This window comes from Streptococcus sp. LQJ-218, assembly GCF_003428885.1.
In the GTDB taxonomy this organism is placed as follows: domain Bacteria; phylum Bacillota; class Bacilli; order Lactobacillales; family Streptococcaceae; genus Streptococcus.
Window position 1 is genome coordinate 200,097 of sequence record NZ_QQRU01000003.1, and the last position, 23,090, is coordinate 223,186.

Genomic DNA, 23,090 nt, shown 5'->3' on the forward strand with positions numbered 1-23,090 from the left:
ACATTCCTTTAAATTTCTTGTAAATTATCTCAGTTTCATCCTGAAAGAAAGAGGCCTTAGCAAGATGAAACAGATAAAAATGCTACCTATATTATACCCCATTTGGGGGAGAATAGGTAGCAAGTTTGTTATTCGCTATCCAGCAAGAGTTCTTTTGGTTGTTTTCTGAGGAGATTGCTTGAAGCAAGCGCCATAACGAGAACCACTAGAACCAAGGCAAGGACAAAGACGATGATAAAGTCTGATGTCTGAATAGAAATATCTAGGCTCGACAAGGTCTTGCTAAAGCCATCTACTTCAGCACCACCACCAAGGTTAGAGGTTTGAGCCGCCTTGCTAGCCTGTTTGGCAACACCTGAAGTGACATTGGCAAGAACAGTATTTCCGATTGCACGCGCTGTGTAAGTAGCTAAGAAGTAAGCAGAAACAAGAGCAGGGATGGCAATCAAGATGGATTCAGTGATAAATTGACCCAAGATACTTGCCTTCTTGAGACCGATAGAGAGGAGAATTCCCACTTCCTTACGGCGGGCGTTGATCCAAAGGCTAAGCAGGAGGGCAAGGAGAAGAACTGAGAAACTCAAGCTACCCCAGAAGAGGAGGTTGGCCATCTTGTACATACCAGAGATGGATTGCTCAAGAGCTGGGTAGTTAGATGAGCTCTTAACGAGAGTGTAGCTCTTCCAGTTGATACCGCTGATACCATTCAACTCTTTCATGACGTCATCTAAGTTCTTGTCTGCTGTTACAAAGAAGGTTGCGTCCCCATAAATGGCTGTATCTTCTGTGTATCCATAAAGTTTTGCAGCAGTGTGAATGTCTGTGATAGCTGTGTTTTCATAGAGTTCTTGTGAGTAGGTTACTGCTGACTTATTGTGACCATCAAAGAGTCCCTTGATTGTCACTTCGACTGTTTCCTTGGCTCCTTTTTCATTATCGGCATCATAGATATTGGAGTCCAGTTTAACCTTGTCTCCTACTTTCCAGCCGTATTTGTCTGCCAAGTCCTTGTGCAGGAGAATCTTGTCCTTGTCGTCGTTGGTTAAATGCTCTCCTTCGACCAGTTTATAAGAACCAGAGACAAACTTGTCTTCTTTAGAGGAGTCATTGACACCTGTAATCATCAAGCTACTTCCAAAATGTTTGGCACGGTCAGGTGTCAGATTTTTCTTGGTTTCTGGCGTTTCGATCAGTTCATATCCAGTCAAATCTCCGATAGCGTTGATGCGTTTCACATAAGACTCGATGGCCTTATTTTCCGTAATTTTTTTGATATCTTCACCCTTGATATTCCCAGCACCACGTGGCGTTCCTTGATTGACGCGACGATTGATTTGCATGGAGAAACTATTGGTGATATTTTTAAAGGTCTCCTGAGAAGCCTTGGCAGTAGCTCCCTTGATTGACAAGCCAACCAAACTCAAGCTCGCCATAAGGAGAATAATCAGGAAGATGACAATCGATTTGAAAAACTTCCTTGTAACGTAGGCAAATGCGTTGTGTAACATAGGTTCCCTTTCTAGATTTGATTTAATAATTCTATCAAAACAAGCTCATCTTATTTTGTAGTGTTGCGAGTTTCAGTCAGTTTCTTGTCCTTCAACTCAAGTGTAATATCTGACGCTTGCGCCACTTCTTTACTGTGCGTAACGACGATTACACATTTACCAGTTTTCTGGGCAAGTGATTTGAGCAATTCGACAATATCTCCAGCAGTCTTAGGATCCAGATTACCTGTTGGCTCATCAGCCAAGATAACTGGAGCTTCTGATACCAAGCTACGAGCAATGGCAACACGTTGTTGTTGACCACCTGATAGCTGGAGAACATTTCGCTTGATCTGACTTTCATCCAGACCAAGTTCAAGAAGTGTATCCTTGCTTGCCTTTTTGTTGACCAAGCGGACATTTTCCAGTGGAGAAAGATAATCTATCAAGTTATAATTTTGAAAGACCAGGGAAATATGGTGCATGCGATGGTAAGAATATCCCTTATTCCGAATGTCCTCTCCTTGGAAAAGGATAGAGCCTTCAACAGGACTATCTAGACCAGCAAGGAGGGACAAGAGAGTGGATTTTCCTGCTCCTGACTCCCCAATAATACTGTAAAATTTTCCAGGTTCAAAATTATAATTGATCTGATATAGGACTGCCTCAGCAGTGTTCTTATAACGATAAGTAACATCTTGTAATTGTAATAAAGTCATGATTTCTCCTTCTTAACTAATAGATGATAAAATTTCTTTAGGCGATTTTCTAAATAAGAATAGGAAACAAAGGGCTACTGACAAGCAACTAATCAACAACAGAAAGATATAGGATTCTGCAAACGATAGGATGCTGGTTGATAGACTGCTTGCTTTGGCTAGTGTATCTTGTAAGCTTGCCTGATCTCCACTTGCTAACAAAGTTTGGAGTAGGTAAGTTGTGATTGCATTGCCTGAAGCAAATGCTGGAAGCAAAGCACCGAGAGAGACCAAAACTACCTCTAAACAGAACTGTAGGAAGATCGAGCTCTTGCCTTTTCCAAGTGCCAGTAAAATCCCCACTTCGTAGACCCTTTCTCTCAACCAGAGAGACAAAACCAAAATTAAGGCACCTGCTCCAGCTATCAACATCCCATAAAGGAAGATGGTGAGGAAGGTTTGGAAGGTAGCAACTGAATCTTTGATTTGTTCAAAGGCCTTGTTTTCCTTTTCGACTTGATATCCTTGATTTTCCAAGGCCAAGTTTTCTACCTGCTCCATGAGTCCGTCCATTTCCTTAGGATTTTCTACATAGAAGCGAGCTGCACTGACTTGAGCTTCACCATTACCCAAAAGGCTTTGGCTACTTTCATAGTCTGTAAAGACTTGGTTTTCACTGAAGTCTGAAGACAAGCCTGTGAATTTCTCCTGTTTTTTACCAGAAAAAATGCCGATAATCTCAAACTCTACTGTTTGTCCTTTTCCAGCTTCTGACTGTCCAGCATCCAAGCTAATCTTGTCATGAAGTGAAAGACCGTTCTTCTTAGCCAAATCTTCGTGGATAAGGATTTTCTTTGCATCTCCTTTTTGAAGGTGTCGCCCTTCTTTTAAGTTGAAAGCTGAACTGGTAAAGGTCACATCCTTGGATGAATCCTCAAGAGCCGTTAAGCTAACCAAGTTCTTGTCCGCAGCTGACAAATCATCACGTTCAACGCTCTGCTCGCCACTCACTGCTTCCTTGTCTTTTAGTTTTGCGATGGTTTCGAGTTCAGGAGAAACAGTTTCTAGTCCCTTAATCTTGCTTACAGATGCTAGGTCTGACAACCTGAAGGTCTGACCATTTTCTATCTTCTTAATAGAAAAAGAGGTATTCAGAGATTTGTAAAGATTGGTTTCTACTGTCTTGTTGGACTTCATCAGAGTCAAACAGGCTGAAATTCCAGCCAATAGGACCAATAAAATCAGAAATAAAATAAAACTTCTCAGTCGTTTTCTGCTGACATAAGCCCAAGCTCTTTGGATTGGATTCATTTGTCACCTCCATATTTGTAAGACTATTATAAAATCTAAATATGAAATGTTTATGAAATACAAAAAAAGAGCAAAAATTTTTTTGCTCTACTTGAATTTGATAAAAAAGAGCTAGCCTAAGCTAACTCTTATCCTATGCGGAGAGAGGGACTTGAACCCTCACGACCTAAAGCGGTCACAGGATCCTTAGTCCTGCGCGTCTGCCAATTCCGCCATCCCCGCGTCGATTACTTTACTAGTATATCAACTTTTGGGAATCTTGTCAACACTTTTTTTCAAAAATTTTTCATTTCATCAATCAAATTACTCTGAAATTTCATTTAGATTTTCATCTACCAACTTAGCCCCAAGTGAATTTTTGAAATGACCTAGGGCAAATTGATGATTTTCAGGCCAGATGGAAGCAACAGCTGGTTTAACAATCTCGATATCATATCCTAGATTATAGGCATCTATAGCTGTATGAAGGACACAGATATCCGTCAAGACTCCGGTTAAAATAACTGTAGAAATTCGACGCTCTCTCAAACGAATATCCAGGTCAGTCCCTGAAAAAGCTGAGTAATGGCGTTTATCCATCCAAAAGATACGGCTATCTGAACCATGCTCTTGATAAAAGGTCCCCAAATCTCCGTATAAATTGCGTCCACTAGTCCCAATCAAATTGTGAGGAGGAAATAGCTTGCTTTCTGGGTGGAAACAATCATTTTCTTCGTGAGCATCGATGGTAAAGAAGATGTAATCTCCACGTTCAAAAGCCAATCGAGTCACCTTGCTAATGGCATCCGAAATAGCCTGAGCTGGAGCACCTGCTGTCAGCTTCCCACTATCAGCCACAAAATCTTCTGTATAATCAATCGAAATTAAAGCCTTAGTCATTAGTAATCTCTTTTCTTTACTTCTTCAAAAATATCTGAAATCAAGACCTTAAGATAGGTTCCCTTCATTCCAAGTGAGCGACTTTCAATAATCCCTGCAGACTCAAGTTTACGAAGGGCATTGACAATCACAGAGCGGGTGATTCCGATACGGTCTGCAATCACAGATGCGGTCAACTGCCCTTCATTTCCATTTAATTCCTCTAAAATTGCTGAAACAGCACGAAGTTCAGAATAGGAAAGAGTATTAACCGCCATGGTAACAGCCGTACGGCGACGGATATTTTTCTCATCTTCTTCACGCTGGAAATTAAGGAGTTGAATCCCAACAACGATACTTGCAATCTCAACAAGGATCAAGTCCTCATCTTCGAATTTTTTATCATTGCGCCAAATAATCAAAGAGCCAAGGCGAATCCCTGATACATGAATCGGTGCAATGGTCGTCAAGCCATCTGGAAAGTCAGAACGACTCTCGACAGGGAATATACTCAAATCATGATCAACTGTCAGATTAGCTTCTGTATCGTAGATCATGTTCGCACCTTGAATGTAGTCATCCGGGAAAATCTTAGTTTGAAAGAATTGTTCCACGCGATCTGTATTGGTTTTGTAACGCATAAAATAGCCAAGGAGACGTCCCTTGCTATTAACGATACAGGCGTTACAGTCAATAATATCTGCCAATTGACGGGTAATTGCATTGTAGGGAAGTTCTTCCTGCAACTGCTCGTCTGAACGCTTCAGGATAGAAGTAATTTTTCTAGTTTTTTCTAATAAATGTGCCATTTTTCACCTCGAATTTAATCGCTATCATTATAACATAAACAGCTTGAATTTTCAATTATTATCTGAAAATTGCTTATTTATTTGCAATTTGAAAAAACAAGAATATTTTTAATTAAATTGCTTCTTTTCTATTGACAAGCTCCCTTTTTCTGTGAATTCTAACTTCACAAGGAGATAATATTTATCTTCTTTTTCTATTCGGTCTTCTTATATAAAAAAACGATTCATTTTGAACCGCTTTTTCTTATTTATCGCCCTTGTTACGAATAACAAAACCTGTTTGTTTTTCGCTTGAAGTATTGCGTGGTTTTTTATTGTCTTTATTACGATAACGTCTGTCTTTATCAAAACGATCATTGCCACGACTTCCTTTTTTGAAATCATCACGACGACCACCACGACGGTTGTCTCCTCGGCGATTATCACGACGGTCATCCCCACGACGGCCTCCACGACTTCCCTTACCTTTACCACCGAAGCCACTACCTGATGGTTTAAACGGTAATGGTTTTTCACGCGCAATCTCCACTTCAGGCAGACTATCTGGATCTTGAACAGTCAGACTCAAGATATACATTGCCAATTCTTCTGGAGTAAATTCAGCAGCTAGTTTACGAGCATCCTTGCCAAATTTCTCAAAGTTGGCACGAATGGTTTCATCTGCAAAATCACGTTCGATTTTCTTGAGAGCTACCTGTTTTTTTGCTTGGAAGGCTTCTTCTGCACTTGCAGGTTTGAGACCTTTCATGCGTTTCTTAGTCAAGTTTTCGATGATTTGGAGGTAGCCCATTTCATTTGGTGATACGAAAGTAATAGACTGACCTGACTTACCAGCACGACCTGTACGCCCAATACGGTGAACATAACTTTCAGGATCTTGTGGAATATCGTAGTTGTAGACATGAGTCACACCTGAAATATCCAATCCACGCGCTGCAACGTCTGTCGCAACCAAAACATCAAGATTGCCATTTTTAAAGTCACGAAGGACACGAAGACGTTTGTTTTGGTCTAAGTCTCCATGAATTCCTTCGGCACGGAAGCCACGAATTTTAAGTCCACGAGTCAATTCATCCACACGGCGTTTGGTACGACCAAATACGATAGCGAGTTCTGGTTGCTCCACATCCATGAGACGAGTCATAGTATCAAATTTTTCTTGCTCCTTGACACGGAGGTAGTACTGATCAACCAATTCTGTCGTCAATTCCTTGGCAGCAATCTTCACATGCTCAGGTTCTTTCATAAACTGAACACCGATACGTTTGATGGCATCTGGCATAGTTGCTGAGAAAAGCAAAGTTTGACGACTTTCAGGGACACGAGAAATGATCGCTTCGATGTCTTCTAAGAAGCCCATGTTGAGCATTTCATCTGCTTCGTCAAGGATAAGAGTTTCAATATCTTGTAATTTCAAGGCCTTGCGTTTAATCAAGTCCAAGAGGCGACCTGGAGTTCCCACTACGATATGGGCACCAGATTTAAGAGCCTTAATTTGTTTTTCAATACTTGATCCGCCATATACTGAGCGGACTTTGACTCCCTTACTACGACCAAAGCGGAACAATTCTTCCTGACTTTGGACAGCAAGTTCACGTGTTGGAGCGATAACCAAAGCTTGGATGGTCGCTTCTTCTGTGCGGATTTTTTCAAGGGTAGGCAAGCCAAAGGCTGCAGTTTTTCCTGTACCAGTCTGAGCTTGACCAATAACGTCCTTGCCTTCAAGGGCCAAGGGAATGGTTTGTTCTTGGATAGGACTGGCTTCAACAAAACCAGCTTTTTCAATCTCTGCTAGCAAATCAGCAGACAAGTTTAATTCATTAAATTTCACGGTATTCTTCTTTCTAAAGGTGGTGCGAAGCCACCCTATAGGGCTTAGTTTATACTTTTCTTTTTATGACGTATTTTCATATACTGGATACAAAATCGTGTTGCCTCTTTTCCACAAAAGAAAAGTACTGTTTTCTTTGCAACCTATATAGTATAACACAAGACCAGAACAAAAGATAGCCTAATTTCTCTAGAAAATCATGTAAGCGGTTTTTGACTCTCCTTTTTGATTGAACGACCTAAATAATAAGACAAAGCCAAGGCTATACTATATAAAATAATAAAAACGAACAAGGTTTGTGTGTAAGAATGAGCTATTTTATATGTCTCTGCTAATAAAATAGGCCCTGCTAAACCAGCCATTGCCCAAGCTGTTAAAATATATCCATGCAGAGCAGCCAACTCCTTGGTTCCAAAAATATCACTGAGATAAGCTGGAATCAAAGAAAAACCAGCTCCATAGCAAGTCATCAAAATAGACATAGCCACTACAAATAAAACGGAATTTGTAAATAGCCAAAGTAAGAGCGAGAAGAAAAGATTGACAAGCAGTAATATACTAAAGGTTAGAGGACGACCGATATAGTCAGATAAACTCGCCCAGAGCAAGCGACCAAATCCATTGAAAATCCCTAAAACGCCCACCATTACTGCTGCATGACTTGTAGACAAGCCAGCCATCTCCTGTGCCATTGGCGATGCTGCTGAAATTAAGCCTAAACCACAAGCTATATTGATAAAGAAAATAATCCAAAGTATATAAAACCGATTGCTTTTCAGAGCCTGATTCGCAGCCATTCCTTGCGTCAAAGAGGCTGTTTTTTCTTTCCCTGAAACAGATAAAATTGCAAGCTCTTGCTCATTTGGACGCTTAATGAATTGTGAAGCTAGGAGCATGATAATAAAGTAACTTGCACCTAAAATATAAAAAGTTTCTACAAGACCTACCTTTGCGATGAAATGTTGCGCTATGGGACTAGTCAATAAAGAAGCAAAACCAAATCCCATAATCGCTAAACCTGTTGCGAGACCACGCTTATCAGGAAACCATTTTATAATCGTTGACACAGGGGTAATGTAGCCTGCTCCCAAACCAAGCCCACCTAAAATGCCATAAGCGAGATACAACAACCACAGTTCCTGACGGTCTATTGCAAATCCTGTTAAGATATTTCCACCTGCGTACAGAAAAGCAGATAGACTTCCCATGACTCTCGGACCAAATTTTTCTACCAAACGCCCCATAAATGCAGCCGATAATCCCAAACAAAAGATTGCCAGACTAAAGGCGAAGGCAACAGAAGCCTGATCCCATCCCGTTTTTTCAATAATAGGATTGCGATAAACACTCCAAGCATACGTGGACCCCAGCATTAAATGCAAAATGACTCCAGCAAAGGCAATAACATAACGATTCGATTTCATAAATCCTCCTATTTTCGAACATTTATCCTATTTTATATAAAAAAAGATAGGATTTTAGTTTATCAAGATTGTTGAAAAATTACTAGTTTTTTGCCTGGAAAGCGTTTTTATATTTTCTTTCCTTTTCGTAGCAGAATTGTGCAAAAGTTTTTTTCTTGTGCTAGAATGAAATGCGAATAGGAGGAACTCTAAATGTTAACTTATGATTTAATCGTTATCGGATTTGGTAAAGCTGGTAAAACACTAGCAGGTAAATTGGCTTCAGCTGGTAAAAAAGTTGCCCTTATCGAACGTAGTAAGGCTATGTACGGCGGAACTTGTATCAACATTGGTTGTATCCCAACTAAGACCTTGTTAGTTGCTGCTGAGAAAGACTTGTCTTTTGAAGAAGTGATTGCTACCAAAAACACTGTCACTGGTCGCCTTAACGGTAAAAACTATGCTACTGTAGCTGGTACAGGCGTTGATATCATTGATGCTGAAGCTCACTTTGTTTCTAATAAAGTCATCGAAATTCAAGCTGGTGATGAAAAACAAGAACTAACTGCTGAAACAATCGTTATCAACACTGGTGCTATTTCAAACGTCTTGCCAATTCCTGGACTTGCTACAAGCAAGAACGTCTTTGATTCAACAGGTATCCAAAACTTGGACAAATTGCCTGAAAAACTTGGAATTCTTGGTGGCGGAAATATCGGTCTTGAATTTGCTGGCCTTTACAACAAACTTGGCAGCAAGGTTACAGTTCTAGATGCCTTGGATACTTTCCTACCTCGTGCAGAACCTTCCATCGCAGCTCTTGCTAAACAATACATGGAAGAAGATGGTATTGAATTGCTTCAAAACATTCATACTACTGAAATCAAAAACGATGGTGACCAAGTGCTCCTTGTAACTGAAAACGAAACTTACCGTTTCGATGCCCTTCTCTACTCAACCGGACGTAAACCCAACGTAGAACCACTTCAACTTGAAAACACAGATATTGAACTAACTGAACGTGGTGCTATCAAAGTAGACAAACATTGTCAAACAAACGTTCCTGGTGTCTTTGCAGTTGGAGATGTAAACGGTGGCCTTCAATTTACTTACATTTCACTCGATGACTTCCGTGTTGTTTACAGCTACCTTGCTGGAGATGGCAGCTACACACTTGAAGACCGTCTCAATGTACCAAACACTATCTTCATCACACCTGCACTTTCACAAGTCGGATTGACTGAAAGCCAAGCAGCTGATTTGAAACTTCCATACGCTGTTAAGGAAATCCCTGTTGCAGCAATGCCTCGTGGTCACGTAAACGGAGACCTTCGTGGAGCCTTCAAAGCTGTGGTTAACACTGAAACAAAAGAAATTCTTGGAGCAAGCATCTTCTCAGAAGGTTCTCAAGAAATTATCAACATCATCACTGTTGCTATGGACAACAAGATTCCTTATACTTACTTCACAAAACAAATCTTCACTCACCCAACCTTGGCTGAGAACTTGAATGACTTGTTTGCGATTTAAGTTGAGCTTAATCGTATCTAACAGCCCTCTGAGGGCTGTTTTCATTTCTGCGAAATCTCATACTCTTCGAAAATCTCTTCAAACCACGTCAGCTTCACCTTGCCGTATATATGTTACTGACTTCGTCAGTTCTATCTACAACCTAAAAGCAGTACTTTTAGCAACCTGCGGCTAGCTTCCTAGTTTGCTCTTTGATTTTCATTGAGTATCAAATCTGTCTTTTCCCTCTTTTGTGATATAATAGAAACATGAAATTAAAAACTACTTTGGGCCTTCTTGCTGGGCGTTCTTCTCATTTTATTTTGAGTCGTCTTGGACGTGGAAGTACGCTCCCTGGAAAACTTGCCCTTCAACTTGATAAAGATATTTTACAAAACCTAGCTAAGAACTACGAGATTGTTGTGGTCACTGGAACCAACGGAAAAACCCTGACAACTGCCCTCACTGTCGGCATTTTAAAAGAGGTCTATGGTCAAGTTCTAACCAACCCAAGCGGTGCCAACATGATCACAGGGATTACAACTACCTTCTTGACTGCAAAATCGTCAAAAACTGGAAAAAATATTGCTGTCCTAGAAATCGACGAAGCTAGTCTCTCACGTATTTGTGATTACATCCAGCCTAGCCTTTTCGTCATCACCAATATCTTCCGTGACCAGATGGACCGCTACGGTGAAATCTATACGACTTACAACATGATTTTGGATGCTATTCGGAAAGTTCCTACTGCTACTGTTCTCCTTAATGGGGACAGTCCACTTTTCTACAAGCCTGCAATTCCAAATCCTGTTCAGTATTTTGGTTTTGATTTAGAAAAAGGTCCAGCGCAACTTGCTCACTACAATACTGAAGGTATCCTCTGCCCTGAATGTCAAAGTATTTTGAAATATGAGCTCAACACTTATGCCAACTTGGGAGCTTATATTTGTGAAAATTGTGGATGTAAACGTCCTGACTTGGACTACCGTCTGACAGAACTGGTAGAGTTAACTAACAATCATTCTCGCTTTGTTATCGACGGTCAGGAATATGGTATTCAAATCGGCGGTCTCTACAACATCTACAACGCCCTAGCTGCAGTAGCCATTGCTCGTTACCTCGGCGCTGATTCTCAACTGATTAAACAAGGATTTGACAAGAGTCGTGCTGTCTTTGGACGCCAAGAAACCTTCCATATCGGTGACAAGGAATGCACACTGGTTCTTATTAAAAATCCTGTTGGTGCTACCCAAGCTATCGAAATGATCAAACTAGCTCCTTATCCATTTAGCCTATCTGTCCTCCTAAATGCCAACTATGCAGATGGAATTGATACTAGCTGGATTTGGGATGCTGATTTCGAACAGATCACTGACATGGACATTCCCGAAATCAACGCTGGCGGTGTTCGCCATTCTGAAATCGCTCGCCGTCTTCGAGTAACTGGTTATCCAGCTGATAAAATCACTGAAACAAGTAGTCTGGAACAAGTTCTTAAAACCATTGAGAACCAAGACTGCAAGCATGCTTATATCCTTGCGACCTATACTGCTATGCTGGAATTTCGCGAACTGCTGGCTAGTCGTCAGATTGTTAGAAAGGAGATGAACTAATGGTTTATACTTCACTTTCCTCAAAAGCTGGCAATTACCCCTATCAGCTCAATATTGCCCACCTCTACGGAAATCTCATGAATACCTACGGGGACAATGGAAACATCCTCATGCTCAAGTATGTGGCTGAAAAGCTAGGAGCTCATGTGACCGTTGACATCGTTTCACTTCATGATAACTTTGACGAAAATCACTACGACATTACCTTTTTCGGTGGCGGTCAAGACTTTGAACAAAGTATCATTGCAGACGACCTACCTGCTAAAAAAGAGAGCATTGACAACTACATCCAAAACGACGGTGTGGTTCTCGCTATCTGTGGTGGCTTCCAACTATTGGGTCAATATTATATTGAAGCTTCAGGGAGACGCATCGAAGGACTAGGAGTCATGGGACATTATACCCTCAACCAGACCAATAACCGTTTTATCGGTGACATCAAGATTCACAATGAAGATTTCAATGAAACCTATTATGGATTTGAAAATCATCAGGGCCGTACCTTCCTCTCAGATGACCAAAAACCACTGGGACAGGTTGTCTATGGAAATGGAAATAACGAAGAAAAGGTCGGCGAAGGGGTTCATTATAAGAATGTCTTTGGTTCCTACTTCCACGGACCTATCCTCTCTCGTAATGCCAATCTAGCTTATCGCCTCGTCACTACTGCTCTCCGAAAAAAATACGGTCAGGACATCCAACTCCCTGCCTATGAGGACATTCTCAGCCAAGAAATCGCTGAAGAATACAGTGATGTCAAAAGTAAGGCTGACTTTTCTTAAACAAAGTGAAACTATATCAAAGAACTCCGTTATCTTGTCGGAGTTTTTTTGTCTGTTCTTTTACCCTTCTCCCTTGCATTTTCTCTCATTTTTTGCCAAAATAGAAGGGTAGAAAGAAGGTAGCATATGTCTAAATTACAACAAATCGTAACATATCTTGAATCAGAAAAGCTAGACGTCGCTGTCGTATCTGACCCCGTCACAATCAATTACCTCACTGGTTTTTACAGTGATCCCCATGAACGTCAAATGTTCCTTTTTGTTCTAGCGGATCAGGAACCCCTCCTCTTTGTCCCAGCCCTTGAAGTGGAGCGTGCAAGTAGCACTGTTTCCTTCCCAGTTGTGGGCTATGTAGATTCTGAAAATCCATGGCAAAAAATGAAAGATGCTCTTCCACAACTTGACTTCAAACGTGTCGCTGTTGAGTTTGACAATCTCATCTTGACCAAATATCATGGTTTAAAAACCGTCTTTGAAACCGCTGAGTTTGAAAACCTCACTCCTCGTATCCAACGTATGCGCCTCATCAAATCAGCTGACGAAGTGCAAAAAATGATGGTTGCAGGTCTCTATGCGGACAAGGCTGTTAAGGTTGGTTTTGATAATATTTCTCTTGATAAGACTGAGACAGATATCATCGCTCAAATTGACTTTGCCATGAAACGTGAAGGTTATGAAATGAGCTTTGATACCATGGTCTTGACTGGTGATAATGCCGCAAACCCGCATGGCATTCCAGCAGCAAACAAAGTTGAAAAGGATGCCCTTCTCCTCTTTGACCTCGGTGTCATGGTTAATGGTTACGCATCAGATATGACTCGTACAGTCGCTGTCGGTAAGCCAGACCAATTCAAGAAAGACATTTACAACTTGACTCTTGAAGCCCAACAAGCTGCTCTTGACTTTATCAAGCCAGGAGTGACCGCCCATGAAGTGGACCGTGCTGCCCGTGAGGTCATCGAAAAAGCTGGTTACGGCGAGTACTTCAACCACCGTCTCGGTCACGGTATCGGTATGGATGTCCACGAATTCCCATCTATCATGGAAGGAAACGACATGGTCATCGAAGAAGGCATGTGCTTCTCTGTTGAACCAGGTATCTATATCCCGGGTAAAGTCGGTGTCCGCATCGAAGACTGTGGCGTTGTAACTAAGGATGGCTTTGACCTCTTTACAAGCACCAGCAAAGACTTGCTTTATTTTGATTAATATTTATCTAATACTTAATTAATATTTATCTAATACTTAATGAAAATCAAAGTGCAAACTAGGAAACTAGCAGCAGGTTGCTCAAGGCACCAATTTAAGGTTGTAGATAAGACTGATGAAGTCAGCTCAAAGCACTGCTTTGAGGTTGTGGATAGAACTGACGAAGTCAGTTACATATATCTACGGCAAGGCGACGTTGACGCAGTTTGAAGAGATTTTCGAAGAGTATAAAATCTTCCCACAATAAAACGCATAGTATCAAGCTTTCAACACCTGATACTATGCGTTTTTCTTATTTGAAAGACTTTTGACTCAGCCTCTTTACTTAATCTTCTTGATACTTTGACTAAGAATAAATCCTACAATCATCCCTACCATATTTTGCATGAAATTTGGTAAGATTTCAGGAAGGGCTGCCGCCCAGCCATTCATCAATGTAGAACCCAAGGCGTAACCCCCTACCATGGCAATTGTTGCTAAGACAAGGCCTAACCACTGAGTTTTTCCTTTAAATCCTGCGAAAAATCCCTGCAAGCCATGGTTGACCAAGCTAAAGAACATCCACTGAGGATAGCCTGATAAGAGGTCAATCAAGAAACCTGCTAGTCCTCCGACTACAGCCCCTTCACGACTACCAAAGTAGAAGGCTGTAAAGAAGACACCCGCATCTAAAAGAGTTAGAATTCCTGTCGGTGTTGGAATTTTTAAGAAATAACCTAGAACCACAGAGAGGGCGGTTAATAAGGATACAAGGGCGATTTTAGTTGTTTTTGTTTGCTTCATATTGTCTTACTCCATACTGATCTGCTTGTGCAATGGCACGATAAACGAAAGCCTTAGAACTTTCTACTGCTGGCAAAAGTTCATCACCTTTGACCAGGTGACTGGCAATGCTAGAGGCAAAGGTACAACCTGCACCAGCATTTTGTCCTTGAATAACGGGATTTTCTAGGACTGTAAAGGTTTGTCCATCATAAAATACATCTACAGCCTTATCCTGACTAAGGCGATTGCCTCCCTTGATAATGACTGCTGGCGCTCCTAATTCATGCAATTTCTGCGCTGCCGTTTTCATGTCTTCCAAGGTTTTAATTTCCTGACCAGCTAATAATTCTGCTTCAGGGAGATTAGGCGTAATGACACTGACATGAGGGAAAAAGCGAATCAACTCTTGACATAGCTCACTTACAGCTACGTCGTGCGTTTCCTTGCAGACCAAGACAGGATCCAGAACTACAGGCACTCCTGGGCGTTGCTTGATAAAATCCAAGGCCTTCTCAGCTACGCTGACAGTTGGTAAAAGACCAATCTTAATTCCCCCAAACTCTACATCATGCAAGCTATCTAATTCATGTTGAAAAATGGTATCGTCAGTCGGAAAGACCTCAAATCCCTTTTCTGTCAAGGCTGTCAAGCAAGTCACTGCTACAAAGCCATGCAAGCCGTTCAAGGTATAAGTCGCCAAATCAGCGGACAAACCACCACCACTAAAAATATCATTTCCAGAAAGTGCTAAAATACGATTATTCTTCATAACAAATCTCCTTTAAATACAAACCATTTGGTGCTGCCGTTGGACCTGCAAGCTGCCTGTCCTTTTTCTCCAAGATGAGGTCAATCTGCTCTACTGGCATGCGGTTATTGCCGATTTTGAGCAGGGTCCCCACCATATTGCGAATCTGCTTATACAAGAAACCATTTCCTGAAAAGGTAAAGGTCAAAAACTGGCCTGTCTCATCAACCCTAAGACTAGCTTCTGTAATAGTACGAACCTTGTCCTCCACACTAGACCCAGAGGCTGTAAAGCCGGTAAAATCATGGGTTCCCTCAAGCTTTTTGATTGCAATCTGCATGCGTTCCACATTGAGCGGATAGGGAAAGTGAGTAGCATAGTGACGACGCATCGGATTTTTAGGACGGCCCCTATCTACGATAAATTCATAGGTCTTACTGTGCTTGGCATAACGGCAATGAAAATCACCCGCCACAAGCTCAATTGAAATCACATCAATATCTTCAGGGGACTGAGTGTCCAGAGCAAAACGGAGCTTCTCCTCATCCATCTGATAAGGTAAGTCAAAATGAATGACCTGTCCAAGGGCATGGACCCCACTATCCGTCCTACCAGCACCATGAACAGTAATGGCTTGCCCTTTATTTAACCTAGTCAAGGTTTTTTCAATTTCTTCCTGAATACTACGCGCATGAGGCTGGCGCTGAAAACCAGCAAAGGCGTAACCATCATATGAAATAGTTGCTTTATATCTCGTCATAACTTCTATTTTATCAAGAAAATAATCTGTAAACAAGGTTCTAAAACAAATATTGTCTGGGTACAGAATTTACAAAAAGAAAAACTTAGGAATCAATCCTAAGTTCTCTTTTGAAGTAGGTACATGACAAAGATAGAGGTTAGAATTAACCAAGATCCTAAGATAGCAAAGACCAACGTCCCATTTTGTGTTAGTAAGCCAATTGCACCTAGAACAAATGGGGTCATAAAGGCTCCAAAACTACAACCTAATACAGCAAAGGAAGTTGCTTGATTGAGGAGTTTAGCTGGAATTTGCTCAGAGACAAGTTGAAAGACTGTCGTCAAGGCTACACTGTAGGCAAATCCAGCCAGAATACTTCCTGCCATTACCACCCACAAGGATGGAGACAGGGCAATCACAATTTGTCCCAAACCAAAGGTAATACCAGACCAGAGAAGCAATTTCTCTTTAAAGATAGAAATCAAGAAAGAAAAACTCACACCAGCCACAATCCCGATCAACTGCATGACACTAAGAACAAAACTAGATAACTGGGCATCTCCTAGTCCTCTTTCCACCATCAAACTTGGAATACGGATGGTAATAGCTGTATTGGTACAAACTACAACCGCCGCTTCAATAGCTAGGATAAAAATCAAGCCTTTCATTTCCCCAGTTAAGCGACTTGCATCCTTCTCTTTTTTCTTAACTTCTTTCTTTTCTTTTCCATAAGGAACAAAGAGCAAATAAAGGATCAGCACCAAAAATCCAGCACTATAGGCTAGGAAGGTCGCTGTCCAACCAAAGGCCAACAACTGGCCGACTGCCAAGGTAATGAGAGAAGCTCCTACTACCTCTGCAGAGCCACGTAGCCCTAGCATCTGTATTCGCGTTTTTCCTTGATAACGTTCACTGATAATCGAAATGGCCTTGGCATTAATCATCCCAACACCCAAACCAAAAAGAATCCGTGTTCCAAAGACAAAAGGATAGGCTTGGTACCAAAAGGGGGCCGTTCCACTGAGTGATAAAATCAGCAATCCCAAACTAATCTGTAAGCGCTCAGGAAATATTTTTTCTAAGAAACCATTTAGCAGTAACATAATCATAATTCCAAAGGATGGCAAGCTTGCCAAGAGCTCAATTTGTTCCTTAGGATAACCTTGATAATAGTCAAACATGGCTGGCAGGGCACTCGAGATGGAAAAGGAGGTAATCAAAATGAGGGAGAGAGCCAAAATACTGGCCCGTTCTAAAAATTGTTTCATGAAATCTCTTTCTATATTTCTATTAATCTTCTACTTTTTTGATAAGTATCAAACAAGCAAGAAAAGAAGAAGCCTCTTTCGTGTATAGACTCCTTCTTAAACTCGAAAATGAATCTCTTGTGTATTAGAATGACTTCCTCTTGATTTGCTTAATAAAGTAGAAGATTAATCCTGCTACCATATAGGCAACAAAGATAATCAGACACCACTTGAGCACGACATCCCACCCCTTGTTCACATTCAAAAAGAAGTAAGGGAAGGGACTATCCTTAGAATTAGGAACATCAAGCTTCAATATCAAGCCATTAAAAAGAGCAAAAATCATATACAGCAAGGGTAAAATCGTCCACACAACTGGATCCCAGATTTTGTATTGACCCTGTTTGTCAAAAAAGAGGGTATCTGCTAAAAACCAAAGCGGAACGATATAGTGGCAAAGGAAATTTTCTAGAGTATAGAAATTAGGCGCAATAGGCGCTAAGAGGAAATGGTAAATCACACAGGTAATCATGATACTCATGGTGACCCCACCTTTTAAGCGCAAGAGACTTGGTCTTTGCCAGTTTTCACCTAAACGGCTCATAGCCTTTAGGAGATAGAGCGTAAAAATCGCGACTAAGAGGTTGGACAGCACCGTATAATAGAGCAGCATCCCAAATCCACCATGCTTTGCGATTTCAAGATAAACTCCCGTAAAAGCCGCTAAAAACAAGAAGATACGGCTATAAAATACTAGTTTGTAGTTCTTTGACATACTTAAATTTTCTTCACAAACTCTGATTTGAGCTTCATGGCACCAAAGCCATCAATTTTACAGTCGATATTGTGGTCACCTTCTACAATACGGATATTTTTCACACGCGTCCCTTGTTTCAAATCTTTTGGCGCACCTTTTACTTTCAAGTCCTTGATGAGAGTTACTGTATCACCGTCAGCCAATTTATTTCCGTTGGCATCGATAGCGACAAGGCCTTCTTCTACATCTGCAACTTCAGCAGGATTCCACTCATAAGCACACTCTGGGCAAACCAGTAGGGCACCGTCTTCATAGACATACTCTGAGTTACATTTTGGGCAATTTGGTAGGTTGTTCATGTTTTCTCCTAATAATCATTCACTATTCTTTGAAAATCAAAATTTCTCGAACAGCAACTATTATACCTTAAAATCAGTATTTTGACAAATATAGAAAAAACCGATATCAATCTATCGGCTTTTCTACATTTACATTCTTTTTTCAGCTTCTGCTTTGATTTTTTCAACTACTTCTTGAATATTCAAACCAGTTGTATCAAGGTAGACAGCGTCCTCTGCTTGTTTGAGAGGTGAAGTCTCACGATGACTATCCTTGTAGTCACGCGCAGCGATTTCTTCTTTTAGCGTTTCAAGATCTGTTTCAATTCCCTTGGCAATATTTTCCTTGTAACGGCGTTCTGCTCGTTCATCAACAGAAGCTACTAGGAAAATTTTCAATTCTGCTTGTGGTAATACAACGGTTCCAATATCGCGACCATCCATAACAATCCCGCCTTGCTGGGCGATTTCTTGCTGGAGAGAAACTAGTTTCTCACGAACTTCAGGAATTGCTGCAACAGCAGAAACATGATTGGTCACTTCATTTTCACGAATAGGATGAGTAATATCCACATCCCCTACAAAGACAAGCTGTTCTCCCGTTTCTGAGCGTCCAAAACTGATTGGATGCTGGTCCAATAAGGCTATGAGTTCTTCAACTTGTTCAACTCCTAATTGGTTCTTGAGAGCCATATAGGTCGCTGCACGATACATAGCACCTGTATCTAGATAGGTGTAACCAAAATCCTTGGCAATAATCTTTGCGACTGTACTCTTACCACTTGAAGCAGGACCGTCAATAGCAATTTGAATTGTTTTCATATCAACTCCTATTTGATTTTGACAACATCACCTGGATTAGCAAACCAAGATCCTGAAGCCATATGGCCAGGATTCAAAGCCTCTAACTGAGCAATCGAGATACCTGCACGAGCGGCAATGGCTGCTTCTCCTTCTCCAGCCAAGACTTTTGTAGTTCCTTCTGAATCAGTTGGATGTTCTGAGCTACTAGATGACTCTTCTACCTTCTCCTCTGAACTAGAAGCTGCCTGCTCTGAACTACTACTAGAAGTAGAAGAAACTTGCTCTACTTTTGTATCTGAATCGTGAAAATCTTTCAAGGCTGCCGTGCGATTACTCTCACCCGATGAAAGATAGATAAGAACAATAATCATCACGACTACAATCACAAAGAAAATACTTGCTAAAATCGTCAAGATACGATTAGCCAACACTCCTCCACCTTGTTCTCTCTTACGACGTTCTGTTCTTGTTTCTTCTTGATTCTCATAAATATCTTCTTGCCACGGTTCTTTTGCCATACCTTACTCCTTGTTTTTTTTTACTTTTCTTATTACAATATAAATATGAAAATCACACTTATACCTGAACGTTGCATTGCCTGTGGGCTTTGCCAAACTTATTCTGAATTATTTGATTACCACGATAATGGAATCGTGCGCTTTTACGATGACCCTGATCAACTAGAAAAAGAAATTTCTCCTAGCCAGGACGTCGTAGAAGCTGTTAGAAACTGTCCGACACGTGCCTTGATTAAAGATTAACTCTACTATCGACAAGAACGTTCTACTTCTTCTAGTTTAGCATATTTCCATGCAAAATTATAGTCTTTTTTCTTTATTTTTTTCTGTAAAATCAGGAAGTCCACTTTTTTCTTTGATAAGATAAAGTGGTCTTTTTTTGGTCTCTAGATAAATCTTACTAATATACTTGCCCAGAATCCCAATGGTCAAGAGTTGAATTCCCCCAAGAAAGAGAATGACAGCCATCAAAGAGGTCCAACCTGATGTCGGATTGCCCAAAATGAGAGTTCGAACCACAACAAAAAAGGTCATCAGCAGAGAAATAAAACAGGATAGGAGACCAGCCACAAAGGCTATAATCAAAGGAAAATCCGAAAAATTAACAATTCCTTCAATGGAGTAGAAAAAGAGTTGTCTAAAACTCCAACTGGTCTTGCCAGCCTGCCTTTCGACATTTGGATAGTCCAGATAGTGGGTTTTAAAACCGACCCAGGCAAAGAGTCCCTTCGAAAAACGATTGGACTCGGTCAAGCTTAAAATGGCATCGACTACAGGCCTTCTCATCATGCGAAAATCACGGACACCTGATGGCAGGTCAACAGGACTAATTTTTTGCATGAGGTGGTAAAAGAGATCAGCACAGAAACTACGAAAGAAGGGTTCTCCCTCACGACTGATTCTCCGTGTTCCAACACAGTCTAAGTCTGCATTTTGGTCTAGTAAAGCTTTCATCTCAAGCAACATACTCGGAGGATCCTGGAGATCTGCATCCATCACCACCACTAGGTCTCCTGTCGCATATTGCAAGCCTGCATAGAGGGCTGCTTCTTTGCCAAAATTTCGAGAGAAAGAAATATAATGAACTGCCGTATTTTGCTCCCGATAGGACTTTAAGAGTTCCAAAGTCCCATCGCTTGAGCCATCATCGACAAAGACATACTCGATTTCTACTCCCAACTCAGGAATCAAAACTTCCAAAGCCTGATAAAAAAGAGGAAGTACTTCCTCTTCGTTTAAACAGGGGACAATGATTGACATCACCATCTTAGTCTTCAAATCCATTTGGATGCTTGCTTTGCCAACGCCATGCGTCTTCACACATTTGGGTGATGCCTAGTTCTGCTTCCCAGCCCAGTTCTGCTTTAGCTTTTGCAGGATCTGAATAGCAGGCTGCGATATCCCCTGGGCGACGTTCTACAATGCGGTAAGGAATTGGACGTCCCACTGCTTTTTCCATGTTTTGGATAATTTCAAGAACTGAGTAACCTTTACCTGTTCCAAGGTTATAAATGTTTAGACCTGAACCTTTTTGGATTTTTTTCAGAGCTGCGACGTGACCTTTAGCCAAATCAACAACGTGGATATAGTCACGAACACCAGTTCCGTCTTCCGTATCGTAATCATCTCCAAACACTTGCACTTGCTCTAATTTTCCAACGGCTACTTGCGTCACATATGGCAAGAGATTGTTTGGAATACCGTTTGGATTTTCTCCCAAATCTCCACTCTCATGGGCTCCGATTGGGTTGAAGTAACGAAGTAAGACCACATTCCATTCTGAGTCTGCCTTGTAGATATCTGTCAAAATTTCCTCTAGCATAAGCTTAGTGCGGCCATATGGATTGGTCACTGAAAGTGGGAAATCTTCTAAGATTGGTACTGTGTGGGGATCTCCGTAAACTGTCGCAGAAGAACTGAAGATGATGTTCTTACAGTTGTTTTCTTCCATGACCTTCAAAAGACTAAGAGTTCCAGCGATATTGTTGTCATAATAGGCAAGAGGGATACGGGTAGATTCACCGACAGCCTTCAAACCAGCAAAGTGAATGACCCCTGTTGGTTCTTCCTGTTTGAAAATGTCACGAAGAGTATCTGTATCACGAATATCTGCTTCATAGAAAGGCACTTCAACTCCTGTAATTCTCTCAACAACTTCTAAACTTTTACGATTGCTATTGACAAGGTTATCCACCACAACAACCTGATGACCTGCTTGGATTAACTCAATAACAGTGTGGGTTCCGATAAAACCTGCTCCACCCGTTACCAAAATCTTTTCTTGCATCTTCTTTCCTCGATTCTCGGATTATTTTTTCTTATTTTACCATTTTTGATAGGGAATGTCATTTGCCATCCTAGAGGGTAGGATAAAATTTCAGTAAAATGCTTATACTCTTCGAAAATCTCTTCAAGCCACGTCAACGTCACCTTGCCGTAGATATATGTAACTGACTTCGTCAGTTCTACCCAAAACCTCAAAGCAGTGCATTGAGCGGCCTGCGGCTAGTTTCCTAGTTTATTCTTTGATTTTCATTGAGTATTATTCGCTTTTTACTCGTTTGACATAGTTTTCAATTGGGTAGTTTAGAGGGTCCAAGGTCAACTCCTTGCCTTGGATTAGTTGAGCCAGATGGTAGCCAATGATAGGACCAGTTGTGAGTCCTGAAGAACCCAATCCACTAGCAGCATAGACACCTGCTAATCCAAGTACTTGCCCAAAGAAAGGGGAGAAATCACTGGTATAGGCACGGATTCCCACACGCTCAGTTCTTGAATTCGCTTTAGATAAAACTGGATAATGGGGCAAGGCTACCTCCTCCATTTTCTGGAGCAAGGTTTCATCTACCGTCAAATCAAATTCCATGTCATTTTCATGAGTAGCTCCTAGGGACAATTTCCCACCTGCAAAAGGAATCAAATCCCACTCCCCTTCTGGCATAACAACAGGATAAGCTTCCATGTCTTGGGCAAGTTGATAATCTCGGAGTTGCCCCTTTTGGGGACGAACATCTACTTCATAATCTAAAGGCTCTAACAGGTGTCCCAACCAAGCTCCAGTCGCCAAAATAACCTGATCAAACACCTCTCCGCCAATCTGGTAGCCTGATGCTAAAGGTGTCAGAGTCACTTTTTCTTTCACCAGCTTGACCTGACTGGCTTCTAGCAAACGAGTGACTAAAAGCTGACCATCCACTCTTGCTCCACCAGAAGCATAGAGCAAGCGATCAAATCCCTGCAAACCAGGGAATAATTCATTTGCTGATGCTTGGTCCAGAATGGCTAATTGCCCTATCAATTGAGATTCTTCCCTGCGCTGGAGGGCTAGTTGATAGAGTTCTTCCAACTTAGTTTCATCCTTTTTCAGGAGAAAGACTCCCGAACGCTGGTAAAAGTCGATTTCTTGCCCCGACTTCTCTAAATCAGACAACAAATCCACATAAAAGTCAGCCCCCAAGCGCGCCATCTTGTACCAGGCTTTATTACGACGTTTGGAAAACCAAGGACTGATAATTCCTGCTGCGGCCTTGGTTGCCTGACCTTTTCCATGGTCAAAGACGGTTACCTCTAGGTCACTTTCTTTCGAGAGGTAGTAGGCAGCAGTTGCCCCTACAATCCCTGCTCCAATAATGGCAACTTTTTTCATTGTGTTCACTTTCTA

23 protein-coding genes and 1 tRNA gene are annotated in these 23,090 nt (G+C 41.3%); 5 read left to right on the plus strand and 19 right to left on the minus strand.

The window, feature by feature from the left end; translation table 11 throughout:
* Window positions 1–128: 128 nt before the first annotated feature.
* The 8 genes from vex3 to D2908_RS04005 form a co-directional block, all read right to left on the minus strand.
* Window positions 129–1,508: an ABC transporter permease subunit Vex3 gene (vex3, locus tag D2908_RS03965; RefSeq protein ID WP_117305033.1), complete on the minus strand. Its 1,380-nt coding sequence runs from the start codon at window positions 1,506–1,508 to the stop codon at window positions 129–131.
* Window positions 1,509–1,558: 50 nt separating this feature from the next.
* The gene (vex2, locus tag D2908_RS03970; protein ID WP_117305035.1) at window positions 1,559–2,206 is read right to left on the minus strand and encodes an ABC transporter ATP-binding subunit Vex2; all 648 of its coding nucleotides are present in this window, start codon (window positions 2,204–2,206) and stop codon (window positions 1,559–1,561) included.
* A 12-nt stretch (window positions 2,207–2,218) separates the two neighbouring features.
* Window positions 2,219–3,496: an ABC transporter permease gene (locus tag D2908_RS03975; RefSeq protein ID WP_117305037.1), complete on the minus strand. Its 1,278-nt coding sequence runs from the start codon at window positions 3,494–3,496 to the stop codon at window positions 2,219–2,221.
* A gap of 136 nt (window positions 3,497–3,632) precedes the next feature.
* A tRNA-Leu gene (locus D2908_RS03980) sits at window positions 3,633–3,718 on the minus strand.
* Window positions 3,719–3,799: 81 nt separating this feature from the next.
* Window positions 3,800–4,375 (minus strand): isochorismatase family cysteine hydrolase, encoded by a 576-nt coding sequence (locus tag D2908_RS03985; protein ID WP_117305039.1) that lies wholly within the window; start codon window positions 4,373–4,375, stop codon window positions 3,800–3,802.
* Window positions 4,375–5,163 (minus strand): GTP-sensing pleiotropic transcriptional regulator CodY, encoded by a 789-nt coding sequence (gene codY / locus D2908_RS03990; protein ID WP_117305040.1) that lies wholly within the window; start codon window positions 5,161–5,163, stop codon window positions 4,375–4,377. The genes D2908_RS03985 and codY overlap by 1 nt, the downstream gene beginning before the upstream one ends.
* A gap of 244 nt (window positions 5,164–5,407) precedes the next feature.
* Window positions 5,408–6,994: a DEAD/DEAH box helicase gene (locus tag D2908_RS04000; RefSeq protein WP_117305042.1), complete on the minus strand. Its 1,587-nt coding sequence runs from the start codon at window positions 6,992–6,994 to the stop codon at window positions 5,408–5,410.
* A gap of 197 nt (window positions 6,995–7,191) precedes the next feature.
* A complete protein-coding gene (locus tag D2908_RS04005; RefSeq protein ID WP_117305043.1) occupies window positions 7,192–8,418 on the minus strand; it encodes an OFA family MFS transporter in 1,227 nt (408 codons plus the stop codon).
* 192 nt (window positions 8,419–8,610) lie between these two features.
* On the opposite strand from D2908_RS04005, the gene D2908_RS04010 reads away from it, so the two are divergent.
* The 4 genes from D2908_RS04010 (at window position 8,611) to D2908_RS04030 (ending at window position 13,510) form a co-directional block, all read left to right on the plus strand.
* Window positions 8,611–9,927: an FAD-containing oxidoreductase gene (locus tag D2908_RS04010; RefSeq protein WP_117305045.1), complete on the plus strand. Its 1,317-nt coding sequence runs from the start codon at window positions 8,611–8,613 to the stop codon at window positions 9,925–9,927.
* A 248-nt stretch (window positions 9,928–10,175) separates the two neighbouring features.
* A complete protein-coding gene (gene murT, locus D2908_RS04020) occupies window positions 10,176–11,519 on the plus strand; it encodes a lipid II isoglutaminyl synthase subunit MurT (RefSeq protein WP_117305048.1) in 1,344 nt (447 codons plus the stop codon).
* Window positions 11,519–12,301 carry a lipid II isoglutaminyl synthase subunit GatD gene (gene gatD, locus D2908_RS04025; RefSeq protein WP_117305050.1) on the plus strand — a complete coding sequence of 261 codons (783 nt, stop codon included), beginning with the start codon at window positions 11,519–11,521 and terminating at the stop codon, window positions 12,299–12,301. The genes murT and gatD overlap by 1 nt, the downstream gene beginning before the upstream one ends.
* A 126-nt stretch (window positions 12,302–12,427) precedes the next feature.
* Window positions 12,428–13,510, plus strand: a complete 1,083-nt coding sequence (locus tag D2908_RS04030; RefSeq protein WP_117305051.1) for a Xaa-Pro peptidase family protein — start codon at window positions 12,428–12,430, stop codon at window positions 13,508–13,510.
* 321 nt (window positions 13,511–13,831) lie between these two features.
* Here D2908_RS04030 and D2908_RS04040 read toward each other — a convergent pair whose 3' ends face one another.
* The 8 genes from D2908_RS04040 to D2908_RS04075 all read right to left on the minus strand — a co-directional run bounded on the left by D2908_RS04040 (window position 13,832) and on the right by D2908_RS04075 (window position 19,429).
* Window positions 13,832–14,293 carry an ECF transporter S component gene (locus D2908_RS04040; RefSeq protein ID WP_084888661.1) on the minus strand — a complete coding sequence of 154 codons (462 nt, stop codon included), beginning with the start codon at window positions 14,291–14,293 and terminating at the stop codon, window positions 13,832–13,834.
* Window positions 14,271–15,044: a bifunctional hydroxymethylpyrimidine kinase/phosphomethylpyrimidine kinase gene (locus D2908_RS04045; protein ID WP_117305053.1), complete on the minus strand. Its 774-nt coding sequence runs from the start codon at window positions 15,042–15,044 to the stop codon at window positions 14,271–14,273. The genes D2908_RS04040 and D2908_RS04045 overlap by 23 nt, the downstream gene beginning before the upstream one ends.
* Complete coding sequence (truA, locus tag D2908_RS04050; RefSeq protein WP_117305055.1) at window positions 15,034–15,783, minus strand: tRNA pseudouridine(38-40) synthase TruA; 750 nt, start codon at window positions 15,781–15,783, stop codon at window positions 15,034–15,036. The genes D2908_RS04045 and truA overlap by 11 nt, the downstream gene beginning before the upstream one ends.
* Window positions 15,784–15,881: 98 nt before the next feature.
* Window positions 15,882–17,033 carry an MFS transporter gene (locus D2908_RS04055; RefSeq protein ID WP_117305057.1) on the minus strand — a complete coding sequence of 384 codons (1,152 nt, stop codon included), beginning with the start codon at window positions 17,031–17,033 and terminating at the stop codon, window positions 15,882–15,884.
* Window positions 17,034–17,157: 124 nt separating this feature from the next.
* Window positions 17,158–17,787 (minus strand): Pr6Pr family membrane protein, encoded by a 630-nt coding sequence (locus D2908_RS04060; protein ID WP_117305059.1) that lies wholly within the window; start codon window positions 17,785–17,787, stop codon window positions 17,158–17,160.
* 2 nt (window positions 17,788–17,789) lie between these two features.
* Window positions 17,790–18,128 (minus strand): zinc ribbon domain-containing protein YjdM, encoded by a 339-nt coding sequence (locus D2908_RS04065; RefSeq protein ID WP_001061596.1) that lies wholly within the window; start codon window positions 18,126–18,128, stop codon window positions 17,790–17,792.
* Between the two features lie 129 nt (window positions 18,129–18,257).
* On the minus strand, window positions 18,258–18,929 hold the full coding sequence (gene cmk, locus D2908_RS04070) for a (d)CMP kinase (protein WP_117305061.1): 672 nt from the start codon (window positions 18,927–18,929) through the stop codon (window positions 18,258–18,260).
* An 8-nt stretch (window positions 18,930–18,937) separates the two neighbouring features.
* Window positions 18,938–19,429 carry an SAG1386/EF1546 family surface-associated protein gene (locus D2908_RS04075; RefSeq protein ID WP_165847434.1) on the minus strand — a complete coding sequence of 164 codons (492 nt, stop codon included), beginning with the start codon at window positions 19,427–19,429 and terminating at the stop codon, window positions 18,938–18,940.
* 45 nt (window positions 19,430–19,474) lie between these two features.
* Between D2908_RS04075 and D2908_RS04080 the strand changes: the two genes are divergently transcribed.
* Window positions 19,475–19,672 (plus strand): ferredoxin, encoded by a 198-nt coding sequence (locus tag D2908_RS04080; RefSeq protein WP_004235080.1) that lies wholly within the window; start codon window positions 19,475–19,477, stop codon window positions 19,670–19,672.
* Between the two features lie 57 nt (window positions 19,673–19,729).
* Here the strand turns inward: D2908_RS04080 and D2908_RS04085 are convergent, their stop codons facing one another.
* The 3 genes from D2908_RS04085 to D2908_RS04095 all read right to left on the minus strand — a co-directional run bounded on the left by D2908_RS04085 (window position 19,730) and on the right by D2908_RS04095 (window position 23,075).
* The gene (locus D2908_RS04085) at window positions 19,730–20,695 is read right to left on the minus strand and encodes a glycosyltransferase family 2 protein (protein WP_117305064.1); all 966 of its coding nucleotides are present in this window, start codon (window positions 20,693–20,695) and stop codon (window positions 19,730–19,732) included.
* A gap of 1 nt (window position 20,696) precedes the next feature.
* Entirely contained in the window at window positions 20,697–21,716 is a 1,020-nt protein-coding gene (galE, locus tag D2908_RS04090; RefSeq protein WP_117305065.1) for a UDP-glucose 4-epimerase GalE, read from the minus strand.
* 255 nt (window positions 21,717–21,971) lie between these two features.
* Window positions 21,972–23,075, minus strand: a complete 1,104-nt coding sequence (locus D2908_RS04095) for an FAD-dependent oxidoreductase (protein WP_165847436.1) — start codon at window positions 23,073–23,075, stop codon at window positions 21,972–21,974.
* Between the last annotated feature and the right edge of the window lie 15 nt (window positions 23,076–23,090).

Coding starts and splice junctions, on each gene's coding strand:
- vex3 (WP_117305033.1), bottom strand. CDS start 1,508: ATGTTACACAACGCATTTGCCTACGTTACAAGGAAGTTTTTCAAATCG.
- vex2 (WP_117305035.1), bottom strand. CDS start 2,206: ATGACTTTATTACAATTACAAGATGTTACTTATCGTTATAAGAACACT.
- D2908_RS03975 (WP_117305037.1), bottom strand. CDS start 3,496: ATGAATCCAATCCAAAGAGCTTGGGCTTATGTCAGCAGAAAACGACTG.
- D2908_RS03985 (WP_117305039.1), bottom strand. CDS start 4,375: ATGACTAAGGCTTTAATTTCGATTGATTATACAGAAGATTTTGTGGCT.
- codY (WP_117305040.1), bottom strand. CDS start 5,163: ATGGCACATTTATTAGAAAAAACTAGAAAAATTACTTCTATCCTGAAG.
- D2908_RS04005 (WP_117305043.1), bottom strand. CDS start 8,418: ATGAAATCGAATCGTTATGTTATTGCCTTTGCTGGAGTCATTTTGCAT.
- D2908_RS04010 (WP_117305045.1), top strand. CDS start 8,611: ATGTTAACTTATGATTTAATCGTTATCGGATTTGGTAAAGCTGGTAAA.
- murT (WP_117305048.1), top strand. CDS start 10,176: ATGAAATTAAAAACTACTTTGGGCCTTCTTGCTGGGCGTTCTTCTCAT.
- gatD (WP_117305050.1), top strand. CDS start 11,519: ATGGTTTATACTTCACTTTCCTCAAAAGCTGGCAATTACCCCTATCAG.
- D2908_RS04030 (WP_117305051.1), top strand. CDS start 12,428: ATGTCTAAATTACAACAAATCGTAACATATCTTGAATCAGAAAAGCTA.
- D2908_RS04040 (WP_084888661.1), bottom strand. CDS start 14,293: ATGAAGCAAACAAAAACAACTAAAATCGCCCTTGTATCCTTATTAACC.
- D2908_RS04045 (WP_117305053.1), bottom strand. CDS start 15,044: ATGAAGAATAATCGTATTTTAGCACTTTCTGGAAATGATATTTTTAGT.
- truA (WP_117305055.1), bottom strand. CDS start 15,783: ATGACGAGATATAAAGCAACTATTTCATATGATGGTTACGCCTTTGCT.
- D2908_RS04055 (WP_117305057.1), bottom strand. CDS start 17,033: ATGAAACAATTTTTAGAACGGGCCAGTATTTTGGCTCTCTCCCTCATT.
- D2908_RS04060 (WP_117305059.1), bottom strand. CDS start 17,787: ATGTCAAAGAACTACAAACTAGTATTTTATAGCCGTATCTTCTTGTTT.
- D2908_RS04065 (WP_001061596.1), bottom strand. CDS start 18,128: ATGAACAACCTACCAAATTGCCCAAAATGTAACTCAGAGTATGTCTAT.
- cmk (WP_117305061.1), bottom strand. CDS start 18,929: ATGAAAACAATTCAAATTGCTATTGACGGTCCTGCTTCAAGTGGTAAG.
- D2908_RS04075 (WP_165847434.1), bottom strand. CDS start 19,429: ATGGCAAAAGAACCGTGGCAAGAAGATATTTATGAGAATCAAGAAGAA.
- D2908_RS04080 (WP_004235080.1), top strand. CDS start 19,475: ATGAAAATCACACTTATACCTGAACGTTGCATTGCCTGTGGGCTTTGC.
- D2908_RS04085 (WP_117305064.1), bottom strand. CDS start 20,695: ATGGTGATGTCAATCATTGTCCCCTGTTTAAACGAAGAGGAAGTACTT.
- galE (WP_117305065.1), bottom strand. CDS start 21,716: ATGCAAGAAAAGATTTTGGTAACGGGTGGAGCAGGTTTTATCGGAACC.
- D2908_RS04095 (WP_165847436.1), bottom strand. CDS start 23,075: ATGAAAAAAGTTGCCATTATTGGAGCAGGGATTGTAGGGGCAACTGCT.